Annotated in this window: 15 protein-coding genes; 4 read left to right on the top strand and 11 right to left on the bottom strand. The window is 47.2% G+C overall.

Going from position 1 to position 18,193, the window contains the following annotated elements; translation table 11 throughout:
- Positions 1–145 precede the first annotated feature (145 nt).
- On the bottom strand, positions 146–691 hold the full coding sequence (locus AKL11_RS22745; protein ID WP_067522307.1) for a hypothetical protein: 546 nt from the start codon (positions 689–691) through the stop codon (positions 146–148).
- A 188-nt stretch (positions 692–879) separates the two neighbouring features.
- Between AKL11_RS22745 and AKL11_RS22740 the strand changes: the two genes are divergently transcribed.
- Positions 880–2,841, top strand: a complete 1,962-nt coding sequence (locus tag AKL11_RS22740; protein ID WP_067522304.1) for a bifunctional 2',3'-cyclic-nucleotide 2'-phosphodiesterase/3'-nucleotidase — start codon at positions 880–882, stop codon at positions 2,839–2,841.
- Positions 2,842–2,907: 66 nt separating this feature from the next.
- Here AKL11_RS22740 and AKL11_RS22735 read toward each other — a convergent pair whose 3' ends face one another.
- The 7 genes from AKL11_RS22735 to AKL11_RS22705 all read right to left on the bottom strand — a co-directional run bounded on the left by AKL11_RS22735 (position 2,908) and on the right by AKL11_RS22705 (position 10,302).
- Entirely contained in the window at positions 2,908–3,483 is a 576-nt protein-coding gene (locus tag AKL11_RS22735; RefSeq protein WP_067522303.1) for an adenine phosphoribosyltransferase, read from the bottom strand.
- 64 nt (positions 3,484–3,547) lie between these two features.
- Positions 3,548–4,306, bottom strand: a complete 759-nt coding sequence (gene fnr, locus AKL11_RS22730; protein WP_067522300.1) for a fumarate/nitrate reduction transcriptional regulator Fnr — start codon at positions 4,304–4,306, stop codon at positions 3,548–3,550.
- A gap of 306 nt (positions 4,307–4,612) precedes the next feature.
- A complete protein-coding gene (hemN, locus tag AKL11_RS22725) occupies positions 4,613–6,010 on the bottom strand; it encodes an oxygen-independent coproporphyrinogen III oxidase (protein ID WP_172807362.1) in 1,398 nt (465 codons plus the stop codon).
- Between the two features lie 306 nt (positions 6,011–6,316).
- Positions 6,317–7,027, bottom strand: a complete 711-nt coding sequence (locus AKL11_RS22720; protein WP_067522298.1) for a sulfite exporter TauE/SafE family protein — start codon at positions 7,025–7,027, stop codon at positions 6,317–6,319.
- 32 nt (positions 7,028–7,059) lie between these two features.
- Positions 7,060–7,254 carry a cbb3-type cytochrome oxidase assembly protein CcoS gene (ccoS, locus tag AKL11_RS22715; protein ID WP_067522297.1) on the bottom strand — a complete coding sequence of 65 codons (195 nt, stop codon included), beginning with the start codon at positions 7,252–7,254 and terminating at the stop codon, positions 7,060–7,062.
- A gap of 1 nt (position 7,255) precedes the next feature.
- Complete coding sequence (locus AKL11_RS22710) at positions 7,256–9,736, bottom strand: heavy metal translocating P-type ATPase (RefSeq protein ID WP_067522295.1); 2,481 nt, start codon at positions 9,734–9,736, stop codon at positions 7,256–7,258.
- Complete coding sequence (locus AKL11_RS22705; RefSeq protein WP_067522293.1) at positions 9,736–10,302, bottom strand: FixH family protein; 567 nt, start codon at positions 10,300–10,302, stop codon at positions 9,736–9,738. The genes AKL11_RS22710 and AKL11_RS22705 overlap by 1 nt, the downstream gene beginning before the upstream one ends.
- A gap of 832 nt (positions 10,303–11,134) precedes the next feature.
- Between AKL11_RS22705 and AKL11_RS22700 the strand changes: the two genes are divergently transcribed.
- Complete coding sequence (locus tag AKL11_RS22700) at positions 11,135–12,694, top strand: hypothetical protein (RefSeq protein WP_067522291.1); 1,560 nt, start codon at positions 11,135–11,137, stop codon at positions 12,692–12,694.
- 38 nt (positions 12,695–12,732) lie between these two features.
- On the opposite strand, the gene AKL11_RS22695 is transcribed toward AKL11_RS22700, so the two are convergent.
- A complete protein-coding gene (locus AKL11_RS22695) occupies positions 12,733–13,677 on the bottom strand; it encodes a hypothetical protein (RefSeq protein ID WP_067522289.1) in 945 nt (314 codons plus the stop codon).
- A 324-nt stretch (positions 13,678–14,001) separates the two neighbouring features.
- A complete protein-coding gene (locus AKL11_RS22690; protein WP_067522287.1) occupies positions 14,002–14,502 on the bottom strand; it encodes a GlcG/HbpS family heme-binding protein in 501 nt (166 codons plus the stop codon).
- Between the two features lie 90 nt (positions 14,503–14,592).
- Here AKL11_RS22690 and AKL11_RS22685 point away from each other — a divergent pair, with 90 nt between their 5' ends.
- Positions 14,593–15,345: a response regulator gene (locus AKL11_RS22685; RefSeq protein WP_245673429.1), complete on the top strand. Its 753-nt coding sequence runs from the start codon at positions 14,593–14,595 to the stop codon at positions 15,343–15,345.
- Positions 15,329–16,726 carry a sensor histidine kinase gene (locus AKL11_RS22680; protein ID WP_067522285.1) on the top strand — a complete coding sequence of 466 codons (1,398 nt, stop codon included), beginning with the start codon at positions 15,329–15,331 and terminating at the stop codon, positions 16,724–16,726. Before AKL11_RS22685 ends, AKL11_RS22680 begins: the two co-directional genes overlap by 17 nt.
- Positions 16,727–16,783: 57 nt before the next feature.
- Here the strand turns inward: AKL11_RS22680 and ccoG are convergent, their stop codons facing one another.
- On the bottom strand, positions 16,784–18,175 hold the full coding sequence (gene ccoG / locus AKL11_RS22675) for a cytochrome c oxidase accessory protein CcoG (RefSeq protein WP_067522283.1): 1,392 nt from the start codon (positions 18,173–18,175) through the stop codon (positions 16,784–16,786).
- Positions 18,176–18,193: the final 18 nt, after the last annotated feature.

Genomic DNA, 18,193 nt, shown 5'->3' with positions numbered 1-18,193 from the left:
AAGCTGTTCACAATCTTTCTGCGAGCTGCAAACGATGATAAAACGCCCCTGTTTTTCAGTTTTCTTCGTTACGTAGCGCCACTATGCTCCTCAAAAAACTGAAAAACAGGAACATTTTCTCCTCGTTTTCGCTATTCGCAAAAGATCATGAACAGCTTCTTATATCTGCGTTCTGATTAAAGTAGTCAGATTCCTCTCGAGAGCTCCCCGATTCAATGATCTGTTTCTGATAACTGTCACAGAAGCTCTTGATAGTGCCAGGGTTTCTGCTGTGGAAATGTTTGTACCAAAGTCGGCCCATGGAACGAACATCATCCTTGCCAATTAACTCCAATGTAGTGCCTGAACGCAGGTAAATCATCCAGGCAATAGCCGTTGCATAGGCCAGATTGGTCGCCAGCTCATGGTGAGGATGGGCGAGAAACTCCCGTTGGCTGGCCAGCCCCCTTACTTTGCTTGAGAGTTCTGGCTGTGTGGCTAAAAACTGATCCCAGACTTTACGGTGCATTCTGGGGGATATCTGATAAATCCCAAGCGCGTGCTGATTAGCAATTTTCAGGTGGAAGCCAAGGCCAGACTCTCTGGCGGCGGTGCCAAGCAACAAGTTTTCAGCGGTTGGGCTCCACATGCCCAGATGTTTCAGAGCCGGACGGACCACATAATGCCTCAGCTCCTTGGCGCAGATTCCCATTCCTCAAGTCCTTTTGTGGGATAAAAAATGCTAACAACGCCTGTCATTAGCCTTATTCAAATATCGTATCACCATCGGATTTCTAAACAGATAGCTGAAAGCAAATTTGGTGGATCGTACTAATTACATGGCCGTCTTTTTTGAGGTAGGTTGCTCGGAAACTAATAGCCTCAAAACGAGGGGGAAGTATGCAAGTACGTCGGACTGCATTATCTGCGGCAGTATTGATGGGGTTGGTATCAATCACCGGAGCTGCATCGGCTGCCACTATTGATCTTCGCGTGCTGGAAACCACGGACATTCACGCCAATGTTATGGACTACGACTATTACAAAGGCAAACCTACCGCCAAGCATGGTCTGGTTCGGGTAGCGACGCTGGTTAACCAGGCTCGTGATGAGGTGACCAACAGTGTGCTGGTTGATAACGGCGACTTGATTCAGGGCTCCCCCATGGGTGACTATATGGCAGCCAAAGGCTTGAACCCCAAGGATGTTCACCCGGTTTACAAGGCAATGAATCTGCTGGATTATGATGTTGGCAACATTGGTAATCATGAATTTAACTACGGTCTCGAGTTCCTTAACGAAGCCGTCAATGACGCTAACTTCCCTTATATCTGCTCCAACGTTGTCGATGCCAAAACCGGCAAGCCTATCTTCCAGCCATACATTATCAAAGATCAGTCGTTCAAAGACTCCGACGGTAAAATGCAAACCATTCAGGTAGGCTACATTGGCTTTGTACCGCCTCAGGTGATGCAGTGGGATAAGAAAAACCTCGAAGGTAAAGTGATTGCTGGCGACATTCTTGAAGCTGCCAAAAAATACGTACCGGAAATGAAGAAGAAGGGGGCAGATGTCGTCATTGCCATTCCTCATTCTGGTCTGAGCTCTGAGCCTTATAAGGCGATGGCTGAAAACTCGGTGTACTTCCTGTCAGAAGTGGAAGGCATTAATGCCATCATGTTTGGTCATGCTCATGCTGTGTTCCCGGGCAAAGGCTTTGAAAAAATCCCGGGCGTTGACCTGGAAAAAGGCACCATCAATGGCGTACCTTCCGTTATGCCGGGTCGCTGGGGCAGTCATCTGGGAATGGTTGATCTGACGTTGGATGACGCGAGTGGTGATTGGGAAGTGGTTTCCGGTAAAGCCTCTGTGCGTCCAATTTTTGACCGTGCTTCCGGCAAGCCAACGGTTGAAGCGGATGCTGAGCTGGTGGCCAGTATAAAAGCTGAGCATGAAGGCACTCAGGATTTTGTCAATCAGCCAATTGGTAAAGCGTCTGATGTAATGTACAGCTTCCTGGCACTGGTTCAGGACGATCCAACGGTTCAGATCGTCAATAATGCCCAGATCGATTATGTGGAGCGTTTCATTCAGGGCGATCCGGATCTGGAAGGCATTCCTGTCCTTTCAGCGGCTGCGCCTTTCAAAGCGGGTGGTCGTAAAGATGACCCATCCGGCTACACCGAAGTGGAATCCGGTACTCTGACGTTTAGTAATGCCGCGGATTTGTACCTGTACCCGAATACACTGGTGGCACTGAAAGTCACTGGTAAAGAGGTGAAAGCGTGGCTGGAGCGTGCAGCTGGTCAATTCAACCAGATTGATGTGAACAGTTCTGAGCAGCAGTCTCTCTTAAACTGGGATACGTTCCGTACCTATAACTTTGATGTTATTGATGGCGTTGAGTATCAGATCGATGTTTCCAAGCCTGCCCGCTTCAACGATAAAGGTGAGCTGGCTAACGACACACATCGAATAATCGGCCTGAGTTATCAAGGGAAACCGGTGAAGGATGATCAGCCGTTTATCATTGCAACCAATAATTATCGTGCCTACGGCGGTGGTAACTTCGCTGGTAACGGTGAAGATTTTATTGTGTTTGCTTCTCCCGATGAAAACCGTACGATTTTGTCTAACTACATTTCGGCTCAGACCAAGGAAAAGGGTCAGGTTATCCCGAGTACGGATAATAACTGGCGTCTGGCACCAATCAAGTCTGACAAGAAATTGAATGTCACCTTTGAAACCTCTCCATCCGAGAAGGCTAGCCAGTTTATTCAGGCTAAATCAGCATACGATGTGAAGAAGGTTGGAATGGACGACAACGGTTTTGCACTTTATCAGATTAATCTGGTTCGCTAAGAAGCAAAAAAAGGGGCTTTGAAGCCCCTTTTCTTTACCTGGAATAAACGTCAATTCAAGTGAGGTTTATTCACCTTCAAACTGACACAATGAATAGGTGGCAATGCCAGCCTGATTCAATCTGTCTGCACCTTTCAAATCAGGTAGATTGATAATGGCGGCCGCTTCCAGTGTGCTTGCTCCGGCTTTCCTTAACAGTTCATCCGCGGCCAGCAACGTTCCGCCGGTGGCGATCAGATCGTCAACCAGAAGGACTTTTTCACCGGCCTTAACTGAGTCTTCATGCATCTCCAGTGTCGCCTTTCCGTACTCCAAATCGTATTCAACGCTTAATGTACTTCCTGGCAGCTTTCCTTTCTTGCGAAATAGAATCAGTGGCTTATTCATCAGGTAAGACAGCGTAGAACCCATAAGAAAGCCACGGGCATCAAGAGCACCGATACGATCAAATTCTTTCTGCTCATAGCGTTTTACCAGAACGTCTACGGTCTTACGCCAAGCTTCAGGGTTTTCAAACAGAGTGGTGATGTCTCTGAACAGGATGCCTTCATGGGGCCAGTTCGGAATGGTTCTGATCTGTGACTGGAGGTAGTCCTGAACGGATAAAGAACCCTGAACGTCGGAGGTTTCGTTCGTATGCATGTCTTTTTTTTGGGCGGAATGAAATGATAAGAAGCTACCATGGTAGCTTCTTGCGAGAATAAAGTCAGGCGCTGGTGGCGATCTGATTTACATCAATGTTCTTGCCACCGGCCAGAGAGCAGAGTTCAACCGGGTTGTGGATTTCAATCTCTTTGCCCACCGCAGAAATCATTCCACTTTTTTGGAATCGGGTGAATACACGACTCACTGTTTCTACAGCCAGTCCAAGGTAATTACCCATTTCGTTGCGGGACATGGACAGGCGGAACGACTGTGATGAAAAACCACGGCGTCGGAAACGGCTGGCCAGATTAATCAGGAAAGTCGCAATACGTTCATCGGCGTTTTTCTTGGAGAGCAACATCATCATCTGCTGGTCTTCACGGATGCGTTTACTCATAAGGCGCATCATGTGACGACGAAGCTCAGGGAACTGATCAGAGAGTGTTTCCAGCTGCTCGAAAGGAATCTCACAGATCATGGTGGTTTCCATGGCCTGTGCTGATACCGGGTAGGCATCAGTGTCCATACCGCTCAAACCAAGTACTTCGCTGGGCAGGTAGAAGCCGGTGATCTGTTCTTCACCTTCGTTCGTGGCGGTGTAGGTTTTGATAGCGCCGGAACGAACGGCGTAGAGGCTGTCAAAAGGATCACCTTCAAGGAACAGGTGCTCGCCTTTTTTCAACGGACGCCCACGCTTGATGATGTGATCAAGCTGGTCAATATCCTTGATGCTGAGTGCCAGTGGCAGGCACAGCGAACTTAGACTGCAGTCTCTGCAGGCAACATGGCTGGGCTGTCGGACGTTGGGCTTTGACGTCATTGAGAGGCCTCAAAGTCGTATTTGCAAGATTTAACACTATTGTAAGGAAAATGTTATCACTGAGACAATCTGGCAAATACTTATAAATTAACAGTCATTTGGGGTTCACCCCATTACTTTATTGAACAATATTCGACCATAAAAACTTGATATAGATCATCTTACGGCTGGAAGGGGATTTTGCACTGATGTTTTGATTAAATCAATGTGAGTATTTATGCCGATAGGTGATCTTCAGTTGGAGCTGTTGGGCAGGTGTTGTGTAGGTGGGAAGAGGGTCAGATGTATTTCCGACCCTTCTATACGTCATATGACTTTTGAATAAAGCGGCTTTTCTTTCATTTCGGGTTGGTTCAGATAATAGTCAAACTGCATACAAATATTACGAATCAGCAGTTTGCCACTTGGCGACACTTTAAGTTTGTTGTCATTGGAGAGGCTCAGCAGTCCATCGTTCAACATGGGCTCTAGTCTTTCCAGCTCCTGATGGAAATAGTCTCTGAAGTTGATACCAAACTGTTTTTCTATCTTGTCGAATTCAAGCTCAAACTGGCAAATAAGCCGGGTAATCACCGCCTGACGAATTTTATCATCAGCCGTCATTTGCAGGCCTCGAACAGTGGGTAACTGGTTTTTATCCAGCGCGCCGTAGTATTGCGCTTCTTCTGTCGAATTTTGAATGTAAGTGTCGCCTACCTGACTGATAGACGAAATGCCCATACCGACCAAGTCGCAATGACTGTGGGTAGTGTAGCCCTGAAAGTTTCTGTGAAGAGTTCCGTCTTCCTGGGCAATAGCAAGATCATCATCGGGCAGGGCGAAGTGATCCATGCCGATATAGACGTAGCCTTGCTCGAGTAACCTTTCTGTGGATTTCTGGAGAATCTCCAGTTTCATTTCCGGGGCTGGCAGGTCCGCATCATTGATGCGCCGCTGTGGTTTGAAGCGGTGTGGTAAATGCGCATAGTTGAACAAGGACAGACGATCCGGCGCCATGTCGATAACCCGATCAATGGTGTTCATAAAGCTATTGGTGTTCTGAAATGGCAGGCCGTAAATCAAATCCATATGAACGGACTGGAAAGCCATCACCCGAGAGGCGTCCAGAATGGATTGAATCATGCTTTCTGGCTGCACGCGATTAACGGCTGCCTGAACTTTCGGATCAAGATCCTGAACACCCATGCTGATTCGGTTGAACCCTTGATCTCGTAACGTTCCCATCATTGACCAGTCCACTTCTCTTGGGTCCAGCTCAATGGAGTAATCGGCGAATTCGCTGTCCATCAGGTTAAAGTGCTGTCTGATGTGGTTCATCAGGGCGGTGATTTGTCCTTCGCTCAGAAAGGTTGGCGTGCCGCCGCCAAAATGCAGTTGTTCTACCCGTTGTTCCGGGCTGTAGAGCGCAGCCTGCATTTCAATTTCTTTGTACAGGTAATCCAGGTAAGCGTCAGCACGATCACGATGCTTGGTGACGATTTTGTTACAGGCACAGTAATAGCAAATATGGGAGCAGAACGGGATGTGGAAATAAAGCGACAATGGCTTAATTTGCTCGGCACTGTAGCAGGCATTGTTCTCATATTTCTGGATATCGAACTGACTGTCGAACTGCACGGCTGTGGGATAGGAAGTGTAACGGGGGCCTGCCCCGTTGTATCGTTGAATCAGGTTCTGATCCCAGATAGGAGTGCTATTCATCATCAGTCTCAATCTACATTTATTGGGTCATGGGTGCCGTCAGAGTTCTGGATAGTAAAGGCGTCTTGCGTCTCTATCGTGGGCAAACGGGCATAATGTTGGGTGTTATTTTAAAGGGCTGTGGCTCAGTGTTCTTTGATTCGTGTCAATAGGTATGAACCGAATTGTGATCGGGTTGTATTCGTATAACAGGTGTTGAAAATTTAATCTAATCAGGAGTAAGTCAAAGGAGGCGCATTATATACAGTTGTAGATGAAGAATCGATATTTCATCAGGCAATGCATAAAGGTATTGCCTGATGAGTGGTGTTACATACTCAAATGATGAAGTGTGGCCATAACCCATTTCTGATGAGGGCCAGGCATTGACCAAAGACCAAAAAGAATGATGGTGATGCCGGCAAGATTGCGAGTGAGGCTGGCCTGAATGATATCTACAAACTGTCGTGAAAATGCACCCAATAAGAAGACAGAGGGAATCGTTCCAAAGCCAAATGCTGCCATCAAAAGAGCGCCCTGAACAGGATCGCCCTGAGTAGCACTCCAGGCCAGTGTGCTGTACACCAATCCACAGGGTAACCAACCCCAGAGCAAACCAATGGCAAAGGCGTTTGGCGTATTTTTAATGGGGAGCAGAGCTTTGGCTTTGGGTTGAATATACTGCCACAGCTTACTGCCAGCGCGCTCGAGATAGGTCAGTCCTCTCCACCAACCGGTGAGATAGAGCCCCATGGTAATCAACATGATGGCGGCAAAGTAACGAAGCGCCATTTTAACTTCGGGGGTGATGCCGCCCAGATACCAGCCAACACTGGCCAGCAATAGACCGGCAAAAGCATAACTGGTGACACGGCCAAGATGATAAGTCAGCATCAGCCAGAAAATCTGTGCTTTCGATCGCCCAGACAGGGATAAGCTGAGAGCGGAAGTAATACCGCCACACATGCCAATGCAGTGGGCGCTGCCTAACAAGCCCAGAACAAGGGCTGAAAGCAAAGTGGGAGCTTCATTGATAGTCATGGTGATAGCTCGGTATCAATAAACGACAGGCATTATTGGTTGTTATCAGAGGTGTTTGTTGTATCACTGTTTGATGATGGCTTTCTTTGAGGCTCGTCAAAAAGAATACTGTGAGCAGGCCCTTCAAGATCATCAAACTGACCATCATCCACAGCCCAGAAAAATATTTTGACCGCTAACGCAATCAATACGAGGGCGATAGGGATTAGAATAATCAGGCTTTCCATATTAGACGACAGCCTCCTTGGTGAAAGTGTCAGCGTGCTGATGCCCTGGTGAATACGCTTGTTTCGCAGAACGGCTCAGGCGCAGGGCGTTGGCAACGACGATCAGGGAACTCAGCGCCATACCGGTTGCCGCCATCCAGGGAGCAATCATGCCCGCAGCGGCCAGTGGTAACGCCGCCAGATTATAACCCAGCGCCCAGGCGAGATTCTGACCAATAATTCTGCGAGTTTTGGTGGTCAGGTTAAAAGCATCTGCCAAGCGCTCCAGATTGCCGGAGATCAATACGGCATCAGCACTGGTGCGGGCAAGATCAGATGAGTTACCCATAGCCATTGAAATATCAGCACCGGCCAGAACGGGAACGTCGTTTATTCCATCACCTACCATCAGAACTTTGTGGCCTTTTGACTGAAGGTTCTGAATATACGACAGCTTATCATCTGGGCTGCTTCCAGCCTGCCACTGTTTAATACCCAGAGATTCTGCGGTATTGGCGACAATGCTTTCGGTGTCGCCACTGAGCAGAATGACAGTCTTACCCATTTTCTGCAGCCGTTTCACAGTGGCAGCAGCTTCCGGGCGAAGGCTGTCGGTAATTCGGAACCAACATAGTGGTTTGTTGTCGTCTGCCAGCAGCAGCCATTTACCGTCGGTTTCTGGAGTTTTCAGTGTTGATTGCGGAAACGCAAAATCAGGGCGACCAATACGTAATTGTTGTTGATTGATCGTTCCTTCAATCCCCATGCCTAAATGATTCTTTACTTCGCTGGCGGTAAAAGTCTGGCTGGTTATGGAGAAAGCCCTGGCAATGGGGTGTTCTGAATGCGCTTCCAGTGCCGCTGCCATGGCTGTCAGTTGATCCAAAGACAGGGTGCAGTCTTCAATAGGAATAACCTGGGTCAGTGAGAGCTCACCTTTTGTCAGGGTGCCGGTTTTATCAAAGATGACATGATCAATGGTGTGCAGGCCTTCCAGAACATGCCCGCGAGTGACCAGCAAGCCCAGTTTGTGCAGATAGCCTGTCGCTGCCGTGAGTGCTGCCGGTGTAGCCAGAGAAAGGGCGCAAGGACAGGTGACCACAAGCACCGAGAGTGTGATCCAGAAGGCATCTTCCGGTGCAACGCCGCTCCACCCCCAGTAAACGCAAATGGCCACCAGCAGAACAGCAGCAACAAACCATCCGGCCACTTTATCCGCCAGTTTAGCGATGGCGGGTTTATCCTGTTGCGCTCTTTGCAACAGTTTGATGATGCTGGCAACACGGGTCTCGTCGCCAATCTTGGTGACCTGAATCTCAACCGGGTGATCCACATTCAGGCTACTGCACAGCAGCGTGTCGCCAGTTTGTTTTTCAATGGGCAAATATTCACCAGTGAGCATGGATTCATTCACGCTGGTGGAGCCGCTCAATAGAATACCATCCGCCGGAATCGCATCGCCGGGCAGTATTCTTACTTTGTCGTTTGGTTGCAGCTCGGAAACTGGTACCCGCACAAACTCACCGTCGATCTCTTTCAGACAGCTGGGCGGCATCAGGTTGGTTAATGCCCGCGCGGCTCTGGCGGTGGCGTGGCGTGCCCGCAGTTCCAGGTAGCGCCCGGTGAGCAGAAAGAAGGTAAACATGGAGACGGAGTCGTAATACACCTCGCCATTGGCAAAGAACGTGGCCCAAAGGCTGGCAAGATAAGCGCCGCCAATGGCAATGGAGACCGGTACGTCCATTCCTAAATGCCGGGTTTTAATATTGCGCCACGCCGCTTTAAAGAAGGGTGCTGCCGCATAAAACACGACAGGTGTTGCAACAATGGCACTGACCACCCGAAGCAGGTTGCGATACATTTCCGGCATATCATTGCTGATGGCACCAGAATATAGCGCAATGGCGTACATCATTACCTGCATGGCCCCAAGGCCTGCTACCGCCAGTCGTCGTATAAAGGTGCGGTTTTCCTGCTTCAGCATGGCTTCTTGGTGATCGGCTCGCCATGGATACGCTTTGTAACCGATTCGATGGATAGCCAGAAGAATATCGCTCAGAGGAATTTGATCGCTGTGCCATGTGACCTGAGCTTCATGGGTGCTGAGATTCACGATCACTCGTTCAACACCGTCTAAAGATTGCAGGTGGTTTTCCAGTAGCCAGACACAGGCGGCACAGGTAATGCCTTCAATCAACAGATTGGCAACCAAGCGACTATCGTCGTTTTGAATATTATTTACAGGCTGGACAAAGTCTTTCTGGATTTCCGGGCGATCATAAATTCTGAGCTCTTCCAATATGCGCTGACTTAAGTCGGCAATTGGGTTGGCGCTCTCGGTGCGGTGTTGGTAGTAGTTTTCCAGCCCGCCAGCAATAATTGCCTCGGTAACGGCTTTACAGCCGGGGCAACACATAGGTTGCTGTTTGCCTTCAACTTCTGCAAAAAACACCACCGGCTCGGGTGCCGGCAGTGAGCAATGAAAGCATTGGGTTTTGCTCATCAGATTTCCGGGTTTTTCAGAACTAATGGGATGCCGGGTGTGATTTTGGCCTCCTGGCTGATTTTCCAACCGGTTTCATAACCCACTTCCGGAATTAGCTCATCCAGTGTTGCCAATTGCAGGTAATAACGACCGGACACCAACGCTTCCAGTTGGCCAACATATACAGGTGTTCCAGTATCAGAATCCGGGCCAAAAGAACGGTTAAGCAGAATGCGCTTATCTTTGTCTTTAAAAACCGGAGAAAGAAAGCTCATGCTCAACTGTTCAGGCCATTGTTCGGTGTTACCAGTTAGCTTGACTCGAACCTCACCGATCAAATCATCAATGGTGAGAGTGCCTTCAATGAGTAGATTGGAGGCATTGTGAATCCGGGTCATGTCCTGATTAATGGATTTACCGTTTTTGTAATAATCATCAATAACGACACTGTCTTTATGAGTAAAAGCGGTGTAGACCTGAAAACCACCCCAGGCAAAAGTGACCAGTAATATACCAACGATGTACCAGGCCCAGGGCTCGCGGTACCAGGGGGTGAACGGTTCTGGTTCTTTGAGATCAGTCACGAAACAGCTTCCTGAGTGTTTATTGTCTTTGCGTGGTTCCGGAAGGCAGGGTTCCGGGTATTACCCGTCCTGTGGGTGTTGCCGATGATTGAGTGAGTAGAAACACCGGCATCTGTGTATAAGCACGTAGAATATAGATTGTTAGGGTTTATTTCCAGAAGAATTACCATTCCGAATGTGTGTCTTTATTCTCATATGTTTTGATAACTATCTGTAAAAAATAGACTTTCTATGGAGCACACTGTCTGCAGACGGTTTGGGTACTTTTTAACAATTATGCCTGAGCCGCGAGTTATCATAGATATAGGTGCCTTCGTAAAATGACGTTTGCAGATTGTTCAGTCACCAGGGTGGGCTATTTAATGGCAGGATAGGTGTACTTGCCCACAAACTGAAGATGACCAAGAAGACGTGTTTCAGGCTATTAAACCCTGCCTATTGCAAGGTATGCAAAAACATGAAATTGTTAATTCTGGTGATGGGCTTGCTCTGCAATATAATAAGTTGGGACGACAAAAATGATTTTGATGGAATTGCTCTGCAATCAGAGGCTTAATTCTGAGTATCAGCATTAAGTACCCAACCATATGAAATCATATTTTCTGACTCATTGATTAGCCCCTCTGACTGCGTTGCAACTCTGGTCACATAGCTTGCTATGCTCCCGCCGTTGCGCCTTGCAGAGAACCTGATCAACAAGCCAGAAATATTCGATTCCATATGGACGGGTACTTAGCCTTTTTTGAAATGTACAAAAAATGTTACTTTGGTTATTGATCAAATAGATTTAAAAAAACGTCCACTGGCTTCATAGTGAAAAAGGAATTTCATAATGATATGGCTCCGTTTTACTGGCTGTTTTCTGTTATTTCTCAGTTTTTCTTCTGCTACCTATTCAGCGCATTATCACGATGATGTGGAAGCTTTTCCGCCTTGGCAGAAAGGCCGGGGGCTTGGAGAGCTTTCCCTGGAGGTGTCTACTGAAAATGAATCAGCTCGTCAGCATTTTCTGACGGGGCTTAAACTACTCCATGCTTATGAATTCTCAGAAGCCACCTGGTCTCTAAGAGCTGCACAGAAATTGGATCCCGGGTTTGCCATGGCTTATTGGGGGGAGATTATCGCCAGTCGGATGTTGGTCTGGTACAGCCGTAATGATGAACAGGGGCAATCCGCCTTGAAACGACTGGAGGAAAATGCAGATTTATCCCGGCTTACTGATTTGGAAAAAGGGCTGATCGGTGCAGCAAAAGTATTGGTTTCCAAAGATGAGACACTGAAACCTTTTGAAAAAGGATCGTCTGCCTGGCAATTCAGAAACAAAATGGAGGGCTTATATCAGCGTTTTCCATTGAATCATGAAGTGAAGGTTTTATACGGCTACAGTCTTCTTGGAACTCGCCGGGGAGTTCGTGATTATAAAACCAATCTGAAAGCCATTACACAGTTTGATGAAGTACTTGATGAAAATCCTGAGCATCCTGGAGCGTTACACTTGATGCTTCATGCCGCAGAAAATCCTGTCCAAGCTTATCTTGCCCGACATGCGGCAGAAACGATCAATGAAATGGTTTCTGCCGCCATTCACACACTTCATATGCCGTCGCACTACTACATCGCACTGGGCGACTGGCAGGAGGTTGTGGATATTAATCGTATGGCTTGGAGCGCATCTATTCGCAGGGCTTATGAATCAGGGTTGGGCAGCGACACTTTTGAGTATCACGGTCAGGGCTGGGTGATCTATGGACTGTTACAACAGGGTAACTATCAAGAAGCACTGGCTGAAATGAACAAGCTGTATCGGGAGTTTGATAAAAAACCGTCTTCAACCATTAGACGTTATCTGTTGTTTGCACGGGCCGGGTTTCTGGTTGATGCACCTGTTGGTAGTAAAGAAAGTAAGCTCGTTCTTAAGCAGCGGGTTGATCACCAAAGGATGATATCGGCAGCAACTGGTGCTGACCTTTTGGCGGAGGCTTACCTTGGCTGGCAGATGGAAAATAACGGTATGATTGCCAAGGCTAATCGTCGTTATCATCAGCTAATGGATAATGATCTGCAGCATTTATCGCCACCAGAGCAGGATGCTGCAAAAATAATGGGCTTATTAACCCGGGCGCTTGAAGATTTGCAAAATGGACGTTCTGACGCCAGTGAGTTGAAGCTATCCCGAGCAGCTAATCTAGAAGTCACTATGGTGCATGAACATGGTATTCCATTGATTGTGAAGCCAGCGAATGAGCTTTATGCTGAGTTTTTATTGAAAGAGAAACGCTTCGGAGAAGCTCTGCATTATTACAAAAAAGCGTTGGCCTATTATCCTAAGCGAATGTCTTCTTTGAAAGGTCAGGCTGTCGCATTGAGTGAGCTTTATGATGCGTATAATTAATTACAAATATATATGGTGAATAATCGAATATCGTTCTTTTATACGGAGTCGGGGCTTGTAGTACTGCCTCCGTCCATAATTTCTTTACTGGGATTAATGAAGCCGTCTACCTTTGGCATACCAAACCCGGGGAGTTTTGCCAGCCTTGCCAGAGCTTTCTTCTGAACTATTTTTTCTTGCTGTTTAAATTCTCGCTTTAGAGCTTTTGGATCTGTTTCTGAGAAATAGGCGCCTATTAATTCGTCCTGGCTTAGTGTTTCGATAGGCGTTACTTCAAGGAGTTTTAATTTTGATATTGGATACAGAGCCTGCTCAGACGTCATGTGATTGACTGTTAGCTTCCGAGTGGGGGCATATTCCAGAGCTGTCGTTTTCCTGTCTTTCGAGGTAAAAATAATAACCTTCAAATACTCACATTCAGCAGAAGCTATCCGGTTTGTTTTTTTTATTTCTGAAAAGTTTGTATATTGTTGCATATCTGCGCCAGTAAACTCCTTAATGAGGTAGCAACGTGGCTGATCACTTGAGCGTGGTGGTCGAAATACAGCTGATGAATAAGTCAGTGTGCAGTTGTAGCTGACCCCCGTCGTTCTGGTTTTTAGTGTGATTTTTACAGTGATATCCGCGATTTTATCGTGCTCTGTTTTGCATTGGCTACGCCTTTTGGGTCGAGCCATATGACTATAATGTGCACTTGTCTCATCATGTCGTTCCATAGGTGTGAAGCTTTTATGTGTTCTTGAATTCAGGGGCTGGCCGGCGGATTGAGGCCGGTAGGGATGCTTCAGGCTTCCTATAAATATCACTTCCGGCTTTACAAAATGGTCTTTTCTGACCCTATGGTTCTGAAAAGACGAGTGCTTTGATTCCGGTTTATTACCTTTACTCTTTATTGAGTCAGCATGTTTTCCTAGTGGTGAATCTTCTAAACGAATGACCTGAAATAATCTGGTGGAGGTATCAGGTACACGTTGTGAGTTCATGGGGTGTCACCTGTTCAAGCTTCACCATTGATAGGTACTGGTTGACTGTATCTGTATTTCTGTTCGATCGAACGGCACAGTGCTCTAAGCAGCATATCGTAAGCCTTGTTTTGTTATTTTTCGAAGGCGATGAATAGCGTCTGTGATTGATGTCAGTTAGCGTGATTTAATATAGCTGACTTGATGGATTTTGCTAAACATCCGTTGATGTTGAATGAATGGAGAATAAAACAATTATGTGCGGCTAATGACTAAGGATGTTTAGAAGGCTGAGTGAATCTGACGGACACCTCAGCCTTTTATTATTACGACATCTGATTGTTATTAGAAAACAGCTTTGATGGCTTCTTCAGCACAGGCAACGTCTAAATGTCCGCCTGGAGCACCACCAACACCAATAGCACCAATCTGAACATCATTCAAAGTAACCGGAATACCGCCCGCCAGGAATAACAGATTCTCATCCATGTTTTGCAGTGGTTGCAGGATTGGCTTGTCGGCAACCAGTTTCATCAGATCTCCGGAAGGGCGTTTCATGCTGACAACCGTAAATGCTTTTTTACGTGAGCTGTCCAGAGTGTGGATGCCTGCGCCATTTTCCCTAAGTTGGGCAAGTACGTTGCCAGACATATCAACCACGGTTGCAGACACTTTATAGCCTTGTGCCTTACACTGGTTCACGGCACCTTGTGCAAGTTGAAAAGCAGTGGCTGAAGAAATTTCGGTAACCGAAACAGTGTGGTCTTTGTCTGCGGCGGACGCATTAAAAGAGATGGACATTAAGCCAAGGGTGGCGGCCAGAGCGGTCATTTTAATCGTTTTCATATTCACTCCTTCAGGGTTTTATTGTTCAACGGCGACCACTCTAACCAAGTACGAATTACCAAGGGCTTTCAGAAGCATTACAAAACTGCAATGTTCAGCAGAATTAAACGATTGTGTGATAGTGTCTTTCTGCCCGGGGTTGCTATTGATGTACTGATACCAATGAAAATACTTTTGATCGAAGATGATGCCCACATATCGCACTTTCTTATCACCGGCTTTCAGCAGGAAGGTTGTTCGATCACTCATGCTGCCAACGGAGTGGATGGGCTGCATGAAGCAACTACCGGCTCCTATGATGTGATCGTTCTCGATATCATGTTGCCAGAACTGGACGGCTTTGGTGTTTTATCACAGTTAAGAGGGCAGGGGCATTTGACGCCAGTATTGATTCTGAGTGCCAAGCATTCTGTGTCGGAGCGGGTTCAGGGGCTTCAGTCGGGAGCGGATGATTATCTGGTCAAACCTTTTGCATTTTCAGAGTTGTTTGCCCGTTGTCAGTCACTGTGTCGTCGGCAGAGTCAGAATCAGAACACGGTGCAAAGTTTGAGTCTGAGTTATCAGGATTTATCACTGGATTTATTAAGTCATGAAGTTGAACGCAGTGGAGAGGTGATTCACCTCAATCAGCGTGAATTTATTTTACTCAAACTAATGATGGAAAATCCGGAGGTGGTTATTTCCAAGGCGACCATTCTGGAACAGGTCTGGGGGCATCAGTTTGATCCGCAAACCAATGTGGTGGACGTATTAGTCTGTCGTTTACGGGGCAAAGTGGATAAAGGGTTTGAGCTTCCGTTAATTCATACCTTGAGAGGCGTTGGGTATGTCCTCAGGGGGTAATATTGAACGGGCACTAAACAAAGTACACAACACATTGCTCAGACGATTTATCCTGTTGCTGCTGCTCTGTTTGCTGGTGGTGCAGGTTATTGTTGGTTCGCTGTTTTTTCTGGATCTTTACTGGCAGGAAAAAAGAGTGATGACCAACATGAGCGCCGAGTATCAACGAATACTGACGTATGATTCTGCTGACAGATTGCGGCATGTCTTTCGAGCTGGTAGTGAACGCTTATTGGGCAATCATATTGCCGCGTTTGAACGCACAAAAAAACACGCACAAAAAAATGGTTCTTCAATAAAATTTCTTGCGGGTTATTCAAACGTTCCCTCCGATATTGATTTCCCTTTGTATACCATTGGAGAGAAGCCCTGGTGGCAAACATTTCTTCTAAACCCTTACACCACTTATGTGATTCCGGGGATGGACAGTGATTTCTGGCTGGTGCTTGATAATCGCGCCCGTTATTTTATCGCCTATAACAAATGGGTGATGACGCTTCTGGCAATGGTGCTGATTGTTATTGTGACCACTGTTTTCACCCAGAGAATGATACGGGGAGTTATGTCGCCATTGATTTCACTGGGTGAAACATTATCGAAGATTCAGCAGGGCAACCTGAATCCGGAAGCTATTCCGAAACCAGTCCCTGGCGGGTTGAGTGTGATCAGTGCCAGTGTCCATGATGCTATGGTACGACTGCATCAGATGACCACTACCCTTAATACGACAGTAGACGCCATTGCCCATGATATACGAACGCCGTTGTCGAGAATTATCCTTTCATCACAATCGGCTCTGCTGGACGATCAAAACCTCCAGAAAATGAGGGAAGCTCTGTCTGACAGTGCAGAATATGCCATGCAGGCCAATACCATGCTCACTACATTGATGAAGTTGAATGATGAGCTGATCGGTAAACGTCAGGGAGTGTATAATCCCACGGATGTTGGAGACGTTGTTCGCACTGTTGTGTCATGGTACGAAGACGTTGCGGATGACAAGCAGGTTCAGCTTAAGGTTGATGTCCCCGAACCGACCATCATTCAGTCTGACCCAGAAAAGCTGACACAGGCACTGTTAAACCTTGTTGATAATGCCATTAAGTATACGGATCGTGGCAGTGTTTGTGTTCGCGCAATTTGTCTGGATCAGCGCAGGATTGAGATCAGTGTCAGAGATACCGGTATTGGTATTGAAAAGCCTTATCAGGGCATGGTGTTTGAACGATTATATCGAGTAGACGACAGTAGAAATGTTTCTGCAGGCTATGGCCTGGGGCTCTCTCTGGCCGTTGCCATTGTTGATAATCTGGGGGGCTCCATTCATTTGGAATCTGAGCCGGGTCTTGGCAGTACTTTTACCATCCGTTTAGATGTTTAAAGTGATGGGATGGTGGGCAAAGTGGCCGTGACGCATGGCGCGACACGGCTGATCAGATTACCTGGAAGGAATCATAAAACGACTCTCTGCAGTGATAGCGTCGAGATCTGGTTTGCTTGAAATGATGCTGAACTCAATAGGGCGAGTTATTGGCGCACCATCGAGCTGAGGTGCAATCACGCGAATGACTTCCTGTGCCACACTGCTGGGTTCGATCATAAGGGATGTCTTACCGGAAATGGTTAGACCATCAAAGCCGTCTACCTGAATCTGCACTTCATGGGCTACATGATCTTTATTGGCAATTTTCAGAGTGTAGATATTTTCAATGCGCTGATCACTGAGTGTGCGATAGAGTACATTTCGGTCTCTCAATACTTCAAGCTCCAGTGCAACCCGGCTGTTCAGAGTAACGAAAAATAGTCCGATCATGACGATCAGGGCAACGGCGTAACCGATTAAGCGTGGACGCAACCAGTGGGTTTTACCGCCAGCAAGCTGATGCTCAGTGGTGTAACTGATGAGTCCTTTTTCATAACCCATCTTATCCATAATGGTGTCGCAGGCATCGATACAAGCGGCGCAGCCGATGCATTGGTATTGCAGGCCATCACGGATATCAATACCGGTTGGGCAGACTTGAACGCAGACGCTGCAATCAACACAATCGCCAAGGCCTACGCTTTTCGGGTTAACGCTTTTCTTTCGCGCACCACGACTTTCCCCACGACGCTCGTCGTAGGCGACAACGAGGGTATCATTGTCAAACATGACACTCTGGAAGCGGGCATAAGGGCACATGTGCATGCATACTTGTTCGCGCAGATAACCGGCGTTGCCATAAGTGGCAATAGTGAAGAAGGCCAGCCAGAAAAGACCCCAGCCGTTGACGTTACCCGTGGTGAGATCAACCACTAGTTCCCGTATTGGGGTGAAGTAGCCAACAAAGGTCAGTGCCGTCGTGAATGCAACGGCAACCCAAATGGCATGCTTGGCGGCTTTTCTTAGAAACTTATTTGCAGACATGGGCTCTTTATCGAGCTTCATTCTGCGGTTGCGTTCACCTTCGGTAACACGCTCTGCCCACATGAATACCCAAGTGAAGACGCTTTGTGGGCAGGTGTATCCGCACCAGACTCGACCAGCAAAAACCGTCAAAGCAAAAAGACCGAAGGCACAAATAATTAGCAACCAGGTAAGCAGAATGAAATCCTGGGGCCAGAAGGTGGTGCCTAAAATATGAAACTGTCGGGCAGGCAGATCAAATAGAATCGCTTGCTGACCGTTGATATTGAGCCAGGCGGTGCCAAAAAACAGTAGAAACAGGAAAGTACCGCCGGCCAGCCGTAAATTACGATAGAGGCCGGAAAAGCTTCGGGTGTATATTTTTTCGGGCTTCTGGTAGAGATCTATCAGTTCCGGTTCCTGGTTGGCATTTTGTGTGTTCATAGCGCCGAAATTACCGGT

It is taken from the genome of Endozoicomonas ascidiicola (genome assembly GCF_001646945.1).
In the GTDB taxonomy this organism is placed as follows: domain Bacteria; phylum Pseudomonadota; class Gammaproteobacteria; order Pseudomonadales; family Endozoicomonadaceae; genus Endozoicomonas; species Endozoicomonas ascidiicola.
Note: the sequence above shows the minus strand (reverse complement) of the source record. Positions and strands in the feature narration are given on the sequence as shown.

Coding starts and splice junctions, on each gene's coding strand:
- AKL11_RS22745 (WP_067522307.1), bottom strand. CDS start 691: ATGGGAATCTGCGCCAAGGAGCTGAGGCATTATGTGGTCCGTCCGGCT.
- AKL11_RS22740 (WP_067522304.1), top strand. CDS start 880: ATGCAAGTACGTCGGACTGCATTATCTGCGGCAGTATTGATGGGGTTG.
- AKL11_RS22735 (WP_067522303.1), bottom strand. CDS start 3,483: ATGCATACGAACGAAACCTCCGACGTTCAGGGTTCTTTATCCGTTCAG.
- fnr (WP_067522300.1), bottom strand. CDS start 4,306: ATGACGTCAAAGCCCAACGTCCGACAGCCCAGCCATGTTGCCTGCAGA.
- hemN (WP_172807362.1), bottom strand. CDS start 6,010: ATGATGAATAGCACTCCTATCTGGGATCAGAACCTGATTCAACGATAC.
- AKL11_RS22720 (WP_067522298.1), bottom strand. CDS start 7,027: ATGACTATCAATGAAGCTCCCACTTTGCTTTCAGCCCTTGTTCTGGGC.
- ccoS (WP_067522297.1), bottom strand. CDS start 7,254: ATGGAAAGCCTGATTATTCTAATCCCTATCGCCCTCGTATTGATTGCG.
- AKL11_RS22710 (WP_067522295.1), bottom strand. CDS start 9,736: ATGAGCAAAACCCAATGCTTTCATTGCTCACTGCCGGCACCCGAGCCG.
- AKL11_RS22700 (WP_067522291.1), top strand. CDS start 11,135: ATGATATGGCTCCGTTTTACTGGCTGTTTTCTGTTATTTCTCAGTTTT.
- AKL11_RS22695 (WP_067522289.1), bottom strand. CDS start 13,677: ATGAACTCACAACGTGTACCTGATACCTCCACCAGATTATTTCAGGTC.
- AKL11_RS22690 (WP_067522287.1), bottom strand. CDS start 14,502: ATGAAAACGATTAAAATGACCGCTCTGGCCGCCACCCTTGGCTTAATG.
- AKL11_RS22685 (WP_245673429.1), top strand. CDS start 14,593: ATGTTCAGCAGAATTAAACGATTGTGTGATAGTGTCTTTCTGCCCGGG.
- AKL11_RS22680 (WP_067522285.1), top strand. CDS start 15,329: ATGTCCTCAGGGGGTAATATTGAACGGGCACTAAACAAAGTACACAAC.
- ccoG (WP_067522283.1), bottom strand. CDS start 18,175: ATGAACACACAAAATGCCAACCAGGAACCGGAACTGATAGATCTCTAC.